This is a genomic window from Cedecea sp. FDAARGOS_727 (genome assembly GCF_012273235.1).
In the GTDB taxonomy this organism is placed as follows: Bacteria; Pseudomonadota; Gammaproteobacteria; order Enterobacterales; family Enterobacteriaceae; genus Cedecea; species Cedecea davisae.
Genome location: NZ_CP050966.1, coordinates 3,158,387 through 3,172,749, shown reverse-complemented (window position 1 = coordinate 3,172,749; position 14,363 = coordinate 3,158,387). Strand labels below are relative to the sequence as shown.

At 56.5% G+C, this 14,363-nt stretch carries 17 protein-coding genes and 1 tRNA gene; 6 read left to right on the top strand and 12 right to left on the bottom strand.

The genetic code is table 11. The features are described 5' to 3' along the window. Window positions 1-84 precede the first annotated feature (84 nt). Genes mlaA through ccmA form a run of 9 tightly spaced genes read right to left on the bottom strand, consistent with a single transcriptional unit; the run spans window position 85 to window position 7,156 of the window. Window positions 85-843 carry a phospholipid-binding lipoprotein MlaA gene (gene mlaA, locus FOC35_RS15070; protein WP_016537511.1) on the bottom strand — a complete coding sequence of 253 codons (759 nt, stop codon included), beginning with the start codon at window positions 841-843 and terminating at the stop codon, window positions 85-87. A gap of 13 nt (window positions 844-856) precedes the next feature. Next, a complete protein-coding gene (locus FOC35_RS15065; protein ID WP_371810767.1) occupies window positions 857-1,930 on the bottom strand; it encodes a cytochrome c-type biogenesis protein CcmH in 1,074 nt (357 codons plus the stop codon). Then, window positions 1,930-2,487, bottom strand: a complete 558-nt coding sequence (locus tag FOC35_RS15060) for a DsbE family thiol:disulfide interchange protein (protein WP_016537513.1) — start codon at window positions 2,485-2,487, stop codon at window positions 1,930-1,932. Before FOC35_RS15060 ends, FOC35_RS15065 begins: the two co-directional genes overlap by 1 nt. Continuing rightward, window positions 2,484-4,439 (bottom strand): heme lyase CcmF/NrfE family subunit, encoded by a 1,956-nt coding sequence (locus FOC35_RS15055; protein WP_172569344.1) that lies wholly within the window; start codon window positions 4,437-4,439, stop codon window positions 2,484-2,486. Before FOC35_RS15055 ends, FOC35_RS15060 begins: the two co-directional genes overlap by 4 nt. After that, window positions 4,436-4,915 (bottom strand): cytochrome c maturation protein CcmE, encoded by a 480-nt coding sequence (ccmE, locus tag FOC35_RS15050; protein ID WP_016537515.1) that lies wholly within the window; start codon window positions 4,913-4,915, stop codon window positions 4,436-4,438. The genes FOC35_RS15055 and ccmE overlap by 4 nt, the downstream gene beginning before the upstream one ends. Then, window positions 4,916-5,128 carry a heme exporter protein CcmD gene (gene ccmD, locus FOC35_RS15045; RefSeq protein WP_172569343.1) on the bottom strand — a complete coding sequence of 71 codons (213 nt, stop codon included), beginning with the start codon at window positions 5,126-5,128 and terminating at the stop codon, window positions 4,916-4,918. Further along, on the bottom strand, window positions 5,125-5,865 hold the full coding sequence (locus FOC35_RS15040) for a heme ABC transporter permease (RefSeq protein WP_172569342.1): 741 nt from the start codon (window positions 5,863-5,865) through the stop codon (window positions 5,125-5,127). Before FOC35_RS15040 ends, ccmD begins: the two co-directional genes overlap by 4 nt. A gap of 29 nt (window positions 5,866-5,894) precedes the next feature. After that, a complete protein-coding gene (gene ccmB, locus FOC35_RS15035; RefSeq protein ID WP_172569341.1) occupies window positions 5,895-6,554 on the bottom strand; it encodes a heme exporter protein CcmB in 660 nt (219 codons plus the stop codon). Beyond that, entirely contained in the window at window positions 6,551-7,156 is a 606-nt protein-coding gene (ccmA, locus tag FOC35_RS15030; RefSeq protein ID WP_172569340.1) for a cytochrome c biogenesis heme-transporting ATPase CcmA, read from the bottom strand. Before ccmA ends, ccmB begins: the two co-directional genes overlap by 4 nt. Before the next feature lie 201 nt (window positions 7,157-7,357). Here ccmA and FOC35_RS15025 point away from each other — a divergent pair, with 201 nt between their 5' ends. The 4 genes from FOC35_RS15025 (at window position 7,358) to FOC35_RS15010 (ending at window position 9,453) form a co-directional block, all read left to right on the top strand. Continuing rightward, on the top strand, window positions 7,358-8,266 hold the full coding sequence (locus FOC35_RS15025; protein ID WP_016537520.1) for a formate/nitrite transporter family protein: 909 nt from the start codon (window positions 7,358-7,360) through the stop codon (window positions 8,264-8,266). A gap of 105 nt (window positions 8,267-8,371) precedes the next feature. Next, a tRNA-Arg gene (locus FOC35_RS15020) sits at window positions 8,372-8,446 on the top strand. Window positions 8,447-8,605: 159 nt separating this feature from the next. Beyond that, entirely contained in the window at window positions 8,606-9,145 is a 540-nt protein-coding gene (locus FOC35_RS15015; protein WP_172569339.1) for a DUF2058 domain-containing protein, read from the top strand. 62 nt (window positions 9,146-9,207) lie between these two features. Beyond that, entirely contained in the window at window positions 9,208-9,453 is a 246-nt protein-coding gene (locus FOC35_RS15010; RefSeq protein WP_172569338.1) for a YmjA family protein, read from the top strand. A 65-nt stretch (window positions 9,454-9,518) separates the two neighbouring features. Here the strand turns inward: FOC35_RS15010 and FOC35_RS15005 are convergent, their stop codons facing one another. Further along, window positions 9,519-10,217: an RluA family pseudouridine synthase gene (locus FOC35_RS15005; RefSeq protein WP_172569337.1), complete on the bottom strand. Its 699-nt coding sequence runs from the start codon at window positions 10,215-10,217 to the stop codon at window positions 9,519-9,521. A gap of 358 nt (window positions 10,218-10,575) precedes the next feature. Between FOC35_RS15005 and FOC35_RS15000 the strand changes: the two genes are divergently transcribed. Both FOC35_RS15000 and FOC35_RS14995 read left to right on the top strand, forming a co-directional pair. Beyond that, on the top strand, window positions 10,576-10,833 hold the full coding sequence (locus FOC35_RS15000) for a DUF4160 domain-containing protein (RefSeq protein WP_371810695.1): 258 nt from the start codon (window positions 10,576-10,578) through the stop codon (window positions 10,831-10,833). Then, complete coding sequence (locus tag FOC35_RS14995) at window positions 10,817-11,065, top strand: DUF2442 domain-containing protein (protein ID WP_016537525.1); 249 nt, start codon at window positions 10,817-10,819, stop codon at window positions 11,063-11,065. Before FOC35_RS15000 ends, FOC35_RS14995 begins: the two co-directional genes overlap by 17 nt. 104 nt (window positions 11,066-11,169) lie before the next feature. Here FOC35_RS14995 and FOC35_RS14990 read toward each other — a convergent pair whose 3' ends face one another. After that, the gene (locus FOC35_RS14990; protein ID WP_172569335.1) at window positions 11,170-12,378 is read right to left on the bottom strand and encodes a cytochrome c; all 1,209 of its coding nucleotides are present in this window, start codon (window positions 12,376-12,378) and stop codon (window positions 11,170-11,172) included. Between the two features lie 6 nt (window positions 12,379-12,384). Continuing rightward, a complete protein-coding gene (locus FOC35_RS14985) occupies window positions 12,385-14,289 on the bottom strand; it encodes an FAD/NAD(P)-binding protein (RefSeq protein WP_172569334.1) in 1,905 nt (634 codons plus the stop codon). Between the last annotated feature and the right edge of the window lie 74 nt (window positions 14,290-14,363).

Here is a 14,363-nt window from a genome sequence, read left to right as displayed (position 1 = left end):
GTAAAGATGTGTCAATTTATGTCGTTCTGATGACAATAAAAAAGCGAGCAACCGGTGCTCGCTTTCTCCTTGCCATCGCCTCGTTTACTGGGAGTCGATGTCTTTCAGATCGTCCTGAATCGCCGCCGCGTTCGGGTTGGCTTCCGGCTTCAGCTGTCCGCCATTCGCCAGGAAATCGTGGCGCTGGAAGTAAGCCTCTCGCACCGTAATGTACGGATCGGAGGACTGGCGCAGCAGGCCGTCGGAGTCCAGCAACTGGGCGCGGGTTTCGATACCTTCCACCGTCCATTTACCGATAGACATCGGCCAGGTCAGCCAGGAGAGCACCGGGTAAAGCGTATCGGCGAAGTCGCCGCCGTCTTCACGCACGGTAAAGCTTCCGTAACCCGGCAGCATCACATAAGGGCCATAGCCCGCGCCGTAGTGGCCGAGCGTACTGCCGAAGCGGTGCGGTTCAACACGCTGCAATTTGGGGTTCGCCATACCGGCAACGTCGATAAAGCCGCCCATCCCCAGCAGGGTATTAAGGAAGAAGCGCGTAAAATGCACCATCCCCTGGTACGGGTCGCCCTGTACGAAGTAGTTCACCATCGTCGCAGGTTCTTCAAGGTTGCTGGTGAAGTTGCTCAGGCCGTTACGCGCCGGAACCGGCACGTAATCTCGCCATGCAACGGCCACCGGGCGCAGCACATACGGGTCCAACACGTTGTAGTTAAAGTTGAACATTGAACGGTTGAACCCTTCAAGCGGGTCCGAACGCCCCTGAGGCTGCTGGCTGCCGGAGCTGGCGCACCCCACTAAAACCGTGGTCGCCAGGGCAAGCCCTGTCAGGCGGAAATTCATTAGCGTCTCCCTATTATTGTTTGTCTGCGCTTTCAGTGGTGCCCGTTTCGCTTTGGGCCCCCGCCTGCTCGATGCTGCGCTCAATCACGGCGCGACGCCGATCGCCCGCCGGTAAAATTTTCAGCATTGTTTGCCACGCCCCAACCGCTTCACGGTAGCTCTGGCGCTCAAAAGCATTGAACGCCAGCAGGCTGAGCACGCGAATATTCGTGTGGTCATCTTTTAGCATTTCGCGGAGCAGGAGACCACCCAGTTGGTTGTCCTGCGCGTCGGCGGAGCGGGTCAATACTTCAGCATAGCCCAGCTTTGCTTCGGCGTTTGCGGGCGCAAGTTTATAAGCACGAGCAAAGGCTTGTGTGGCCGTAGTTGCGTTATTTAACACCATGCCGATGCGCCCAAGCATCATCCAGCCCTCAAGATTATCAGGCTGGAGCTGTAATCGCGTGCGTAATCCTAACCCAAGTCGCGCCATCTCTTCCATAGTCAGGGGCGCTGCCTGCTGGTCCAGAACACGTTTTAACAACGCGGGCGTCTCGGCGGTCGCCTGCTGCCAGGCCCTGACCTGGCCCAGCCCGGAGGTTTTCAGATAACTGCCAGCGCTTACCGCCACCAGCACCAGCGCTCCGGGTAAAAACACCCACAGCGAGATTTTCCCGCCGGCCTGTTGGCCCGGATGAGCTTCATCGTCACCCGCGAGCGAAATCTTTTGCCGACGGCGACTTCGCAGCACAATTACCCCGATACCGCCGAAAATAAACATCGCGGGAAGCGCCCACAGCACGAGGGTTGCCGCGGTTAAAGGCGGCTCATAGGTCACAAAGTGGCCGTAGCGCTCAACCATATAATCGATGATTTGCTGGCTGCTTTTGCCCTGCTGCATCAGCTCGTAGACCTTGAGCTTCATGTCAGAGGCAATCATCGAGTTGGAGTCGGCGATGCTGTTGTTCTGGCACTTCGGGCAGCGCAGCTGCTCGGTAAGCTGGCGGAACTGCTGCTCCTGCGCCTCATCTTTAAAGGTATAAGTGTCGATGGCGGCAGCCGCATGGCAGCTAAATGACACGGCAATGAAAAAGAGCAATGCGCGCATCATGAGCCTGCCTCCTGGCTGTATTTATCCCACAGCGGTTTCAACTCCTCCCGCCAGACACGATCGTTAAGATCGCCCGCGTGGCGATAACGAATGATCCCTTTGCCGTCGATCAGGAACGTTTCCGGCGCGCCGTAGACGCCCAGATCCAGCCCCAGCATGCCGTTGCCGTCAAACAGGCTCAGCATGTACGGATTGCCGAGATCGCGCAGCCAGCCAATGGCCTTGTTACGGTCGTCTTTATAATTCATGCCCACCACGCGGATGCCCCGGGCGGAAAGCCCATTGAGGAATTTATGCTCGGCACGGCAGGTTGGGCACCAGGTCGCCCAGACGTTAAGCAGCAGCGGCTTGCCGTCCGCCAGCACTTCACTGCCCCAGACTTTGCCGGGCTGCTCGAGAGATTCCAGGCGGAACACCGGCACAGGTTTGCCAATCAGCGCGGATTCTAGATCGGTCGGCGCTTCGCCCTGTGCGTTCCGCGCCAGCTGCCAGAGCAGCAGCCCGGCCAGCACCAGGAAAAGCGCCAGCGGAATATAAAGATAACGGCGCTTCATGCTGCGGCCTCCGGCTTAAATTTACGGCTACGGTAGCGAGGGTCGAACAGGCAGAACACACCGCCAAGCGCCATCAGCAGCCCGCCGGCCCAGATCCAGCGTACGAACGGCTTATAGTAGAGGCGCACCGCCCAGCTTCCGTCCTCCAGCTCTTCCCCCAGCGCGGCGTACAGGTCGCGGGTAAAACCGCCGTCTATGGCGGCCTCGGTCATCATCGCCCGGCTGCTGTTATAGAAGCGTTTCTCGGCGTGCAGCGTGGCTTCCGGTTTACCCTCACGCGTTACGTCGATAACGCCAACACCGCCGCGATAATTAGGGCCGGTTATCTCGCGCACTTCGCGGAACACAAAGTGATACTGGTGAATGTTGATGCTGTCCCCGGACTTCATGCGTACATCGCGCTCTACGCTGTAGCTCTGGCTAAAAGCGATGCCGACCACGGTCACCGCCAGGCCAAGATGTGCGGAGACCATGCCCCAGTGGCTGGCCGGAATTTTGCGTAACCCATCCCACAAACCGAGGCGATGCGTCGCCCGCTGATAAACCTCCACCAGCGCCAGCACAAACACCCAGACGGCCATCAGCAGGCCGACAACCGTCATCGCTTCGATGCGGTCCTGCATCAGCCACGGTAACAGCAGCGACAATGCCAGGGTAATCACCACTGCCAGCAGCAGATGCTTACGCAGCTTACCCGGCTCGTCGCGCCGCCAGCGAACCAGCGGCCCAATCCCCAGCATCAGGGCAAACGGCGCCATCAGCGCGGTAAACATGGTATTGAAGAACGGCTCGCCGATGGAAATACTGCCCAGCCCGAGCTGCTTATGTACCAGCGGCAGCAGGGTCCCCAACAGCACGACCAGCATGGCGGCAATCAGCAGCACGTTGTTGCCGAGCAGGAAGGATTCACGCGACCAGAGATCGTTGCTGACGCGGGAGCGAACTTTGCTGCCCTTCACCGCGTACAGCAGCAGCGAACCGCCGATGACTATCACCAGGAAGGCGAGGATAAACATGCCGCGCGCCGGATCGGAGGCAAAAGAGTGCACCGATACCAGCACGCCGGAACGAACCAGGAACGTGCCAAGCAGGCACAGCGAGAAGGCGCTAATCGCCAGCAGCACCGTCCAGGCCTTAAAGCTGCCGCGTTTTTCGGTGACGGAGAGCGAGTGGATAAGCGCCGTCCCCGCCAGCCACGGCATAAAGGAGGCATTTTCTACCGGGTCCCAGAACCACCAGCCGCCCCAGCCCAGTTCGTAATAGGCCCACGCCGAGCCGAGCACAATGCCGACGGTCAGGAAAGCCCAGGCCGCCAGCGTCCACGGGCGGGTCCAGCGCGCCCAGGCGCTATCCAGCCTGCCGCCCAGCAGTGCGGCGATAGCAAAAGCAAACGCCACCGAGAAGCCGACATAGCCCATATACAGCAGCGGCGGGTGCAGGATAAGCCCGATGTCCTGGAGCAGCGGGTTAAGATCCCGCCCTTCAAGCGGGTAGTCCGGCAGCGTGCGGATAAACGGGTTGGAGGTGAAAATAATAAACAGCAGGAAGCCAAAATTGATCATGCCCATTACCGCCAGCACGCGGGCATGATCCTCCTGGGGCATGCGCCGGGCCGTAAGCGAAACGGCAAATGTCCAGCCGCTCATCATCAGCACCCACAGCATCAATGAACCTTCGTGCGCGCCCCAGGTAGCCGCCACTCGATACCATACCGGCAGTTCGGTATTGGAGTTGTTGGCGACATACAGCACGCTGAAGTCGTTGACCACAAAAGCGTTCACCAGAATCAGGAACGAAGCGCATAAAGTGATAAACAGCGCCCAGCTAAACGGCCTGCCGGAGGCCATCAGCCGCTTATCGCCGCGAGCCACGCCCCACAGCGGGTAAACGCCCAGCAGCAGCGACCAGCCAAGCGCCAGGCAAAGCAGAACATTTCCGATTTCCGGCATCATGGGGCGCTGTCCTTATACACTTCCGGCGGCTGCTGATGATTCTGCTCCATTGCCGCTTTAACCTCCGGCGGGGTGTAGTTTTCATCGTGCTTCGCCAGCACTTCTTTGGCATGGATTAACGTCGCGCCTTCCATTACGCCCTGAGCTACCACGCCCTGCCCCTCGCGGAACAGATCCGGCAGGATGCCTTCATAGGTGACATCCACCACGCCGCGCGCGTCGTACAGTTTAAAGCTTACCTTCAGGCTTTTGCTGTCCCGCTTTACGCTTCCCGGCATTACCATGCCGCCGATTCGCAGACGCTGCCCGGTTTCCGGCATTAATTGGCTTTCGCCTTTGCCATAGATAATTTCGCCGGGGGTATAAAACAGATCGATATTGCTGCGCAGGGCGTACAGCACAAGGGTGATAGTCAGCCCCAGCCCGGCCAGCACCGCCACGGCCAGATAGAGCCGGTTTTTACGACGAGGATTCACTTATGCACTCTCCTGACGCTGACGTGCGGCATTGACCCGCTGCTCTCTTGCCTGCTGGCGAGCCACCGCCCGCAGAATGGCGCGGTGCTGATAGCGGCTGTGGAAAAACAGCCCCAGCAGAGGCAGCAGCGTGAAGGCCACCGCCAGCCAGACGTAAAAGGCGTAGCCGCCCATCGCGAAGAATTCGCTCCAGTGAGTAAACGCCCACGTCATGATTTTGCTCCTTTGCCGTTAGCAAGCGCTAACACCCACGGACGACGGATCTCCTGCAACAGCAGCAGGTTGCGCATGCGCATTAGCGTCAGGGTAATAAACAGCGCCAGGAAGCCAAAAATAGTCCAGCGCAGCGGCGTGCGCATCGAAGGGTCGATGGATTGCTGCATATTGGTGGAGCCTTGATGCAGCGTGTTCCACCACTCCACGGAGAAATGAATAATCGGCAGGTTCACCACGCCCACCAGCACCAGGATACCTGCGGCACGCCCCGCCTGACGGCGGTCGTCGAAGGCGCTGTAAAGCGCAATCGCGCCCACATACAGGAACAGCAGCACCAGCTCGGAGGTGAGCCGTGCATCCCAGATCCACCAGGTTCCCCACATCGGCTTGCCCCAGGCTGAGCCGGTTACCAGCGCGATAAAAGTAAATGCCGCGCCCACCGGTGCCATTGCCATAACCGCGAGATCGGCGGTTTTTATCTGCCACACCAGGCCGATAAAAGCGGCAATCGCCATGCTGGCGTAAATGCCCATCGACCACATGGCCGCCGGCACGTGCAGGTACATAATCCGGTAGCTCTGCCCCTGCTGATAGTCCGCCGGAGCAATACCGAAGCCCCAGACGCAGCCCACCACCAGCAGTATCGCGCTGGCGGCAGCCAGCCACGGCAGAAGCCGGCCGCAGAAGTGATACAGCCGCTCAGGTTTAGCAAGCTGATGTAATGTTTTCCACATAGTTTTTGCTCACAAAACAAAGAATAAAGTTATTGCACGCTTACCCGCAGCGCCGCTGCGGTGGCAAACGGGCTAAGCGTGGCGCTCCCGGCCAGTAACGCGCCAAGAATAGCCATATAGCCCTCCACCGGCAGATGCATCGAGGCGGCATCCATCGCGGCGGTAGCAAAGATTAATAGCGGGATTGTCAGCGGCAGCACCAGCAGGCTGAGCAGCACGCCGCCCCGCTTCAGGCCGACCGTTAACCCCACGCCGGGCGCGCCGAGGAAGCTCAAGGTTGGCGTCCCCAGCAGTAAAGTGGCCGCCATCACCTGCCAGCCGTAAAAGTCCAGCCCCAGCAGCAGCGCGGCCAGCGGCGAAAGCAATAACAGCGGCAGCCCGGTCACCACCCAGTGAGCGGTCACTTTCGCCAGAACCACCAGCGGTAAAGGCACCGGCATCAGCATCAGCTGTTCCAGCGAGCCGTCCTGAAAGTCGTCCCGGAATAACCTGTCCATTGCCATCAGCGAGGCCAGCAGCGCCGCAACCCAGATAATGCCCGGGGCAATACGCGCCAGCAGTTGAGGCTCCGGGCCAATGCCCAGCGGGAACAAAGTAATGACAATCAGGAAGAACCACAGCGGGTTGGCGATTTCCGCCCCGCGACGAAACACCACCCGCAGCTCGCGCCAGAAAATACGCCGCATCATTGGGCGCTGCCCTGCAAATGGACCTGGCGAACCGAACAGCCAAGCGGCTGATGGCTGGTAAGAACAACCATTCCGCCCGCATCGGCATGCTGGCGCAGGCGCTGAGTTAATTTTTCGATGCCGGTCGCATCCAGCGCGGTAAAGGGTTCATCAAGAAGCCACAGGTTTGCCGTGGAGAGCCACAGACGAGCGAGCGCGGCACGGCGTTGCTGCCCGGCGGAAAGTTGGTTAACGGGTAAATCTTCAAACCCGAGCAGCCCGATTTGCTCCAGAGCGTGCCAGCGCTGCGCTGCGGCAACATCGGCATGGAAAAAAGTGAGATTTTCAAACGGCGTGAGAACGGTTTTGATGCCGGCCTGGTGACCAATCCACAGCAGGTCATCATGGAATAAATCCCGCTGGCGGCGCAGCGGCTGCGCCTGCCAGAATACATCCCCCTCATCGGCCTGGGCCAGACCGGCAAGAATACGCAGAAGCGTGGTTTTTCCTGCGCCGTTTTGGCCCGCCACCTGCACCATTTCGCCCGGCTCAACGCGAAATGACAACGCATTGAACAGCGTGCGTTCATCACGCTGGCAGGTCAGTTGTCGGGCTTCTAACATCGGGAGGCGCTCCTTGTCTCAGGTGGCGCCAAGCATATCATATTGCCCCATTTTCTTCAGTCCGCGCCCGCGCTACGGCCTACTCCATTAGAGTTATTCCTGTTACTCAGATCAAAGCAGGGACGATTTTTCCCATTAATCACGAGCAGGAGGCAAAAACCGCTACGCTTAAAAGACCGTTTTCTGACGCGGAACCGCCCAATGGACAAGATTGCAAATGACAAGCTAAGTAAAACCGACGAGCTGGAAGTGGACAGCGAAGAGAACACCAGCGGGAAACAAATTGAGCTGGATGAAGACCGCCTGCCCTCCGGCGCGATGGCTATCCACGAGCATATTCGCCACGACGGGCAGAAAGAGCTGGAGCGGGACGGCATGGCGCTGTTCTGGTCCGCCGTAGCGGCGGGGCTTTCCATCGGCGCTTCATTTCTGGCTAAGGGCATTTTTCACGTTAACCTGGTCGGCGTGCCGGGCAGCTTTTTGCTGGAAAACCTCGGCTACACGTTCGGCTTTATTATCGTGATTATGGCGCGCCAGCAGCTGTTTACCGAAAACACCGTTACCGCCGTGCTGCCGGTAATGCAGCACCCAACGGCCAGTAATTTCTGGCTGCTGATGCGGCTGTGGGGCATTGTGCTACTCGGCAACATCGTCGGCACCGCGCTGGCGGCGCTGGCTTTTGAATACATGCCAATCTTTGACGAAGCCACCCGCCAGGCGTTCGATGATATCGGCATGAAAGTGATGGAAAACCCGCCGGGCGAGATGTTCGCCAACGCCATTATCTCGGGCTGGATTATCGCCACTATGGTGTGGATGTTCCCCGCCGCAGGCTCGGCAAAAATCTTCGTCATCGTGTTGATGACGTGGCTGGTAGCCCTGGGCGATTTAACCCACATCGTGGTTGGCTCGGTAGAAATCCTCTACCTGGTGTTCAACGGCACGCTGCACTGGAGCGAGTTCTTCTGGCCGTTCGCCCTGCCGACTCTGGCAGGCAATATCTGCGGCGGCACCTTTATCTTCGCGCTCATCAGCCACGCACAGATCCGCAACGATATGAGCAATAAGAAGAAAGCAGAGGCTAAGCGGAAGCAGGAATCGGAAAGATAAAAGTGTTTCGGCTCGAAGTATGGCGGGTAAATTGTACAGGAATCAGGCAAACAGCACTGTAACCCCTTAACCTGGCGACAAAAGCGGGTATACTACGCCCGCTGCGTTCCCTTAGTTAAATGGATATAACGAGCCCCTCCTAAGGGCTAGTTGCAGGTTCGATTCCTGCAGGGAACGCCATGTTATCCCCCTTCCAAAGCGCAGCTCCTTCTTCTTTGCTCTTAAAGAAAAATAATTAGCATTATCAATTAAATGTACCGTATTAGCCCGCATTCTGGCACTGCTCCTGGTGTTAAGGGTATAATCCCGGGAATTATTTAATCAGCCCTGAAGAAAATCATGACAAAACTCACACTACAAGAGCAGATGCTTAAAGCTGGATTAGTCAGCAGTAAAAAGATGGCTAAGGTGCAGAGAACAGCTAAAAAATCACGCGTTCAGGCTCGTGAGGCGAGAGAGGCCGTTGAGGCCAATAAACAGGCTCAGGTTGAGCGTGATAAAGAGCTGAGCGAGCAGCAGAAGCAGGCCGCTATCGCAAAAGAGTTTAAAGCTCAGATTAAACAGCTGATTGAAATGAACAGAATTGTTATTTCGAGGGGCGATATTGGCTATAACTTCACGGACAATAACTTAATTAAAAAAGTTTACGTTGATAAGACAACTCAGGCTCAGCTAACCAACGGCCGCCTGGCCATTGCTCGCCTGGTTTCGGACAAGAATCCTGAAGGCGAATACGCAATTATTCCCGCCATTGTCGCGGATAAAATCAAACAGCGTGATGCCAGCTTTATCGTATTAAGCAGCGAACTCACCCAGGATGCAAAAGACGAAGACGACCCGTACGCTGACTTTGTCGTGCCTGATGATTTGATGTGGTAAGCGGGCTTTACCGGCCTTCAATGACTTAGCAGCAGCCCCGGACATTAACTTAGAGACGACTTATGAATAATGAAGTACCGCTGAAATTCTATGACATCGCGGATGAGTATTCGACCGAAACCGCAAAACCGGTTAGCGAGGAAGAACGCGATCGCCTGGCGCACTATTTCCAGTTGCTGATTACCCGCCTGATGAACAACGAAGAAATCAGCGAAGAAGCGCAGCAAGAGATGGCGGCTGAAGCCGGTATCGACGAGCAGCGCATCGATGAGATTGCAGAATTCCTGAACCAGTGGGGCAACGAGTAGCCTCCCCTGAGGCTATTTCCATAGCGCTGCCTATTATCTGGCGACGGCACTTGATGCTGCCGTCTTCAGAACGGGCTGGCGTGACGAGCTTTGATCTCTTCCCCGCTAACGGGATGCACAAAATGAAGTTCGCTGGCGTGCAGCATTAGCCGCGGCGTGTGCTCAGTGCCGGGCTGCAAAAGACCGCCGTACAGGTCGCAGCCTAATATCGGGTGGCCCAGTTGCTGGCAGTGAATGCGGAGCTGATGAGTTCGCCCCGTCTCCGGCGTGAGCTGTACCCGCGTCAGCGGCAATAAGGTTCCCTCCCCTGACTCTCGAGAAAACCGCTCAACAACCCGATAGCGGGAACGCGCAGGCTTGCCATTGATAGCGCAAATCGACATCAGCGGAAACAGCGCAGGGTCTTTGGCAATCGCCGCATCTATTACCCCTTCGTCATTATTCAGATGCCCGCAGAGCAGCGCGCTGTACACTTTATTCACCGAGCGCTGGCTGAACTGCTGGCACAGCGCGGCATTAATAGCCTTATTGAGCGCAACCACCATCAGCCCGGAAGTCCCGAAATCAAGCCGGTGAACCAAAGTGCAGCCGGGGAATAGCTTCACCAGTCGATAATGCACCGAGTCGAGATTTTGTGGATTTTTCCCGGAAAGACTCAGCAGCCCTGCGGGCTTGTTGATAAGCAGCAGGTGCTCGTCCTGATAAAGGATCTCTATCTCTTCGCGGCACGGCGGGGCAATAAAAGTATCAACAATGGTAGACATCAGGCTGCCCGGCTGGAGAGTGGGTGCGGATGATAACGAATTTTCAGCCGACAGGCGAATCCGGTTGGGACAGTTGCAGCCAGATTTTACTCCCATGGCTGCGACATAATTTATCGAGGCATCGCGCAATTACTCAAACCCACATCATCTGGTGATTGATCCAGTAATTTACAGGAGGATAATTGCTTCACATCCACAGCAGTTAATATTCCGACCTGGCATTCGGAAACTTTATGTCAACCCGATTTTCGAGGTTAAAAGAGAGAATCATATCTGTGCAGCGGGCCGGATGTCCGTCAGCCTCTAATTTCACAAATCTGATTGCCTGCAAAGAAATGATGAAATGTGAACTCAAAGCATGGAGCACTTTTTTATGCCTGTCATACTACGGATCAAAGGGTATATTTTCTTCTTCTATTCCAATGAAGGAACACCACGGGAACCCAAACACATTCATGGTCGGAATACTGATGCTGAAGCCAAATTCTGGTTAATTCCTTTTGTTACTCTCGCACGTAATGCTGGTTTCAGCCCCAGGGAACGAAATGAATTAGAAAATTACGTTAAAAAGTATCGCAAATTATTTATAGAGGCCTGGTATGGCTATTTCAGCTAAACACCTGAGATTTGATGAGCAAAAAATGTGGGTTGAACTGAGCGATGGGCGCACTCTCGGCATCCCGCTGGATTGGTTTCCAAAGCTACTTAATGCCAGCCATCAACAGCGTAGCGAATACGAGTTAAGCACCCACGGCATTCACTGGGACGCACTCAACGAAGATATTTCGGTGGAGGGGCTGCTGGCGGGGCACGGCGATGCAACATGTCGCCCATACGATGCAGCCTGAAAGCCCTGATGAATCACGTTAACAGGCAAGGCGACGTTATTTGCCGGCAGCCAAAAGCAAAGGGGCCATAACGGCCCCATTCGGTCACAGATAAATTAGCGAAGTTATTTAGCTTTCTCTTCGCCGACAATCTTCTGCACTTCAGCCTCGGTAGCTGCCGGAGCGCCATTGCCCCACGAGCCGCGCACGTAGTTCACTACGTCAGCCATCTCTTTGCCCGACAGCAGGCCTTTGTAGCCCGGCATCATAAACGGGATAGTGCCCTGGGTTTGCGGGGTGTGCGCCCCGTCAGCGATCACGCGGATCAGCGAGGACGGATCTTTCGCCATTACCGCAGAGTTGCCCACCAGCGACGGGACGTTGTAATCGGTGCCCTTCCCGTCCGGGCTGTGGCAGGTAGAGCAATAGCGCATATACAACGTTTTACCGTCGGACGGCTGAGAAAACACGGCGGCATTAACCGGAGCAGCCTCTGCTTTTTGCGGTTTGAAGTTAGCGATATAGAGCGCAATAGCTTCCAGGTCAGCGTCGGTCAGATACTGTGTGCTCTGGGTAACAACTTCGCCCATCGGCCCGGCAATAGCATGGTGCTGGCTTCTGCCCTTGCCCAGCAGGTCTTTCACCTCCTGAGTGGACATATTCATGCCGCGCAGAGAAGGGGCATACCAGCCGTCGATCATCGCCCCGCTCAGGAATTCCGGGCTGGAATCATCGTAACCTTTTTCCTGCATGGCTAAGCCGCGCGGCGTGTGGCAGGCGCCGCAGTGGCCTGGCCCCTGTACCAGATAGGCTCCACGTTTGATTTTCTCCGCGTTATCGCCGCTTGCCTCAACGACTACTCCGCCGGACTTTACGTCATCCACAAAAAGGCCATTCCACACGCGCAGCGGCCAGCGGGCGGAAAGCAGCAGCGGAATGTCGTTCTGTTTATTGGCGGTCGCCGCCGGGGTGACTTCTTTCATAAAGTAGTCGTACAGCGCCTTTATATCCTCGTCGGTCATTTTTGCGTAGGAAGGATAAGGCATCGCCGGGTAGAGCGCGTGGCCGTCTTTGGCTATGCCCTGGCGAACCGCTTTTTCAAAATCTTTGTAGCTGTAGTTGCCGATACCGTTGGTTTTATCCGGCGTGATGTTAGTGGAATAAATATCCCCCACCGGCGTGGAGAACTTTTTGCCTCCGGCCATTGCCGTCCCGCCGTCTACCGTATGGCAGGCTACGCAGTCCGAAGCGCGCGCCACGTATTCACCGTGCGAGACAGCGGCAAAACCGCTGGCGGAAAAAATCAGTGAGATAGCCGCTAAAATCTGTTTCATGTCTGGTTACCCCATCGCCACAAGTTCATTAACCGCGCGCCACGCCTGGTCAATTGCCGCGTGGGCGTAAGCGCTCCAGTCCGAGTCGGAGTTCGCTATCGTGATTCGGCCAATCGGCTGGCGGGCGCGGCTGATAATCTCGGGCATTTTCTCCATATCATCGCTTAATGAGTTAGCGTAATAGGCGTAACCGTGCGCCCAGCGGTTCACCGTAATAGCCGCGATATCACGCTGACTATCAAACCCGGTATGGCCCAACATTTCCTGTAGCTGGGAACGAATCATCTCTTCGTGGGCTTCAAAAGTAGATCCTAACAGGAAGGCGCGGCCCCGGCGGAACTGCTCGCGCGGCGTCATATTGCTGCCCGGATAGGTCGGGACATACACCATATGAATGCACATCGGGTCGTCCGGCGTTTTCGGATGATGGTAGTCGCCCATGCTCACCGGGTAATCGAGTTTTACGCGGCTGTACGGAGCGGCCGGGGAATAGAATTCATGCACCCCGGTATTTTTAAACGCACGCCAGTTATTGACCACCACGTTGGTATAAACCAGCGGCGCTTTCACGTTAAGGCGCAGATCTTCTTTCTGCTGCTCCGGCATCTCCGGCACGAGGTACGGGATCATCATGTTGTAGCCCGCCATAACGGCGTTGCGGCTCTTCACCCGGTGCAGCTTCCCGCTTTGGTTATTGATGTAGCTCACCATCACGCCGCTATCGGTATTGGCCGCGTTGATAACGCTGCTGTTCAGGCGGATCCGGGTGTCGTTTTCCGGGGTATCCAGCAGCTCGTAGTGCAGCCTTGCGGTGACGGAGTCTTCCATCGTGCTACCCGGCAATGCTTGCGGAATAAGCTTTCTCACCATCAGGCGAGTCAGCCCGGCATTACCGTCCGGGAAGTGATATGTGTACGGCTCTTCGAGATCGGCCAACGCTTCGCCGTCCAGCGGCGGGAGGCCCATCGCCTCCATACCCGGCAGCGCGCAGGCGCGGGCATCGCTACAGCTCACGCCTTCAATCCCGATGGCGAAGAAGTCGTTGGTACGCTGCTGGAAGTACATCAGCGCCATTTTGCTTAAGCCGACTTTCTTCTCGAGGAATTCGTGGTAGCTGTGGGCGTCCAGCCACTCGGTTTTCTGCTCTACGCTCATCCCTGCGAGGTAATCAGATGGGTTAACGTGCAGGTCCAGCAACGCCTTGCGGTCTACCTGGCTGAGCGGGAAGTCATTGATAAAGGCTTCGATGCTGCGGCCATTTAGCCTGTCCGGCGGAATATCGTCGGAAACCGCGCGGCCAGGATCGCCGCTGACGATTTTGGTTTCGCCGAAGTTCTTTTTATCAAAAAACACGCCACGGCTCAGGTTGTTATCCGGGTAAAAGTTAGCATCAAAACTGCTTTTAATGCGCGTGATGCTGACGCCGAGGGAATCCATCAGGCCGTGAACCACCGGGCTGAAGTTACTGTTCGGCGACTGGAAAGACTCGCTGCCGCCGTAACCGAGCAGGGTTTTGCCGCCGACGTTGAATTCGTTACGTTTGGCATGCCCACCGAAGTCGTCGTGGTTATCGAGCACAAGAATTTTTGCATCCTTGCCCATTTTCTCGCGCCAGAAGCAGGCGGCCGCCAGGCCACTGATACCGCCGCCGACAATCACCAGGTCATACTCTTCTTCTGGCGGCAGTTTGCTGAAGTCGAATTTTTCGTGCTCGCGGCCAAGCGCGTGCGCCATTTCGAACGAGCCGGGGTGGTTGCCGCGTAGCCCGGTTAATAGCGGAGGATAGTAATCTGCATTAAGGGCGGCGCTGCCCGGCACTTTGCCGGTAGCCCTCACCAGTTCCAGAGGCGTTAAGCCAGAGACAATTGCAATTGCCATCCCGTTAAGAAAATCACGTCGGGTAATAGACATAGAGAGCCTTTTTTATCAGTCTTATAGATATATCTTTACGAAATGATAACAAATGATTTCCGCCGCTGCGATAG

What these genes read in the sequence shown, in the direction of transcription:
- ccmD (WP_172569343.1), bottom strand. Translation starts at nt 5,128, where the DNA reads ATGACGTGGGCGTTTACTCACTGGAGCGAATTCTTCGCGATGGGCGGC.
- FOC35_RS15040 (WP_172569342.1), bottom strand. Translation starts at nt 5,865, where the DNA reads ATGTGGAAAACATTACATCAGCTTGCTAAACCTGAGCGGCTGTATCAC.
- FOC35_RS15005 (WP_172569337.1), bottom strand. Translation starts at nt 10,217, where the DNA reads ATGTCTACCATTGTTGATACTTTTATTGCCCCGCCGTGCCGCGAAGAG.
- FOC35_RS14995 (WP_016537525.1), top strand. Translation starts at nt 10,817, where the DNA reads ATGGCTATTTCAGCTAAACACCTGAGATTTGATGAGCAAAAAATGTGG.
- FOC35_RS15010 (WP_172569338.1), top strand. Translation starts at nt 9,208, where the DNA reads ATGAATAATGAAGTACCGCTGAAATTCTATGACATCGCGGATGAGTAT.
- FOC35_RS14985 (WP_172569334.1), bottom strand. Translation starts at nt 14,289, where the DNA reads ATGTCTATTACCCGACGTGATTTTCTTAACGGGATGGCAATTGCAATT.
- mlaA (WP_016537511.1), bottom strand. Translation starts at nt 843, where the DNA reads ATGAATTTCCGCCTGACAGGGCTTGCCCTGGCGACCACGGTTTTAGTG.
- FOC35_RS15055 (WP_172569344.1), bottom strand. Translation starts at nt 4,439, where the DNA reads ATGATGCCGGAAATCGGAAATGTTCTGCTTTGCCTGGCGCTTGGCTGG.
- ccmB (WP_172569341.1), bottom strand. Translation starts at nt 6,554, where the DNA reads ATGATGCGGCGTATTTTCTGGCGCGAGCTGCGGGTGGTGTTTCGTCGC.
- FOC35_RS14990 (WP_172569335.1), bottom strand. Translation starts at nt 12,378, where the DNA reads ATGAAACAGATTTTAGCGGCTATCTCACTGATTTTTTCCGCCAGCGGT.
- FOC35_RS15065 (WP_371810767.1), bottom strand. Translation starts at nt 1,930, where the DNA reads ATGCGCGCATTGCTCTTTTTCATTGCCGTGTCATTTAGCTGCCATGCG.
- ccmA (WP_172569340.1), bottom strand. Translation starts at nt 7,156, where the DNA reads ATGTTAGAAGCCCGACAACTGACCTGCCAGCGTGATGAACGCACGCTG.
- FOC35_RS15025 (WP_016537520.1), top strand. Translation starts at nt 7,358, where the DNA reads ATGGACAAGATTGCAAATGACAAGCTAAGTAAAACCGACGAGCTGGAA.
- FOC35_RS15015 (WP_172569339.1), top strand. Translation starts at nt 8,606, where the DNA reads ATGACAAAACTCACACTACAAGAGCAGATGCTTAAAGCTGGATTAGTC.
- FOC35_RS15000 (WP_371810695.1), top strand. Translation starts at nt 10,576, where the DNA reads ATGGAGCACTTTTTTATGCCTGTCATACTACGGATCAAAGGGTATATT.
- FOC35_RS15060 (WP_016537513.1), bottom strand. Translation starts at nt 2,487, where the DNA reads ATGAAGCGCCGTTATCTTTATATTCCGCTGGCGCTTTTCCTGGTGCTG.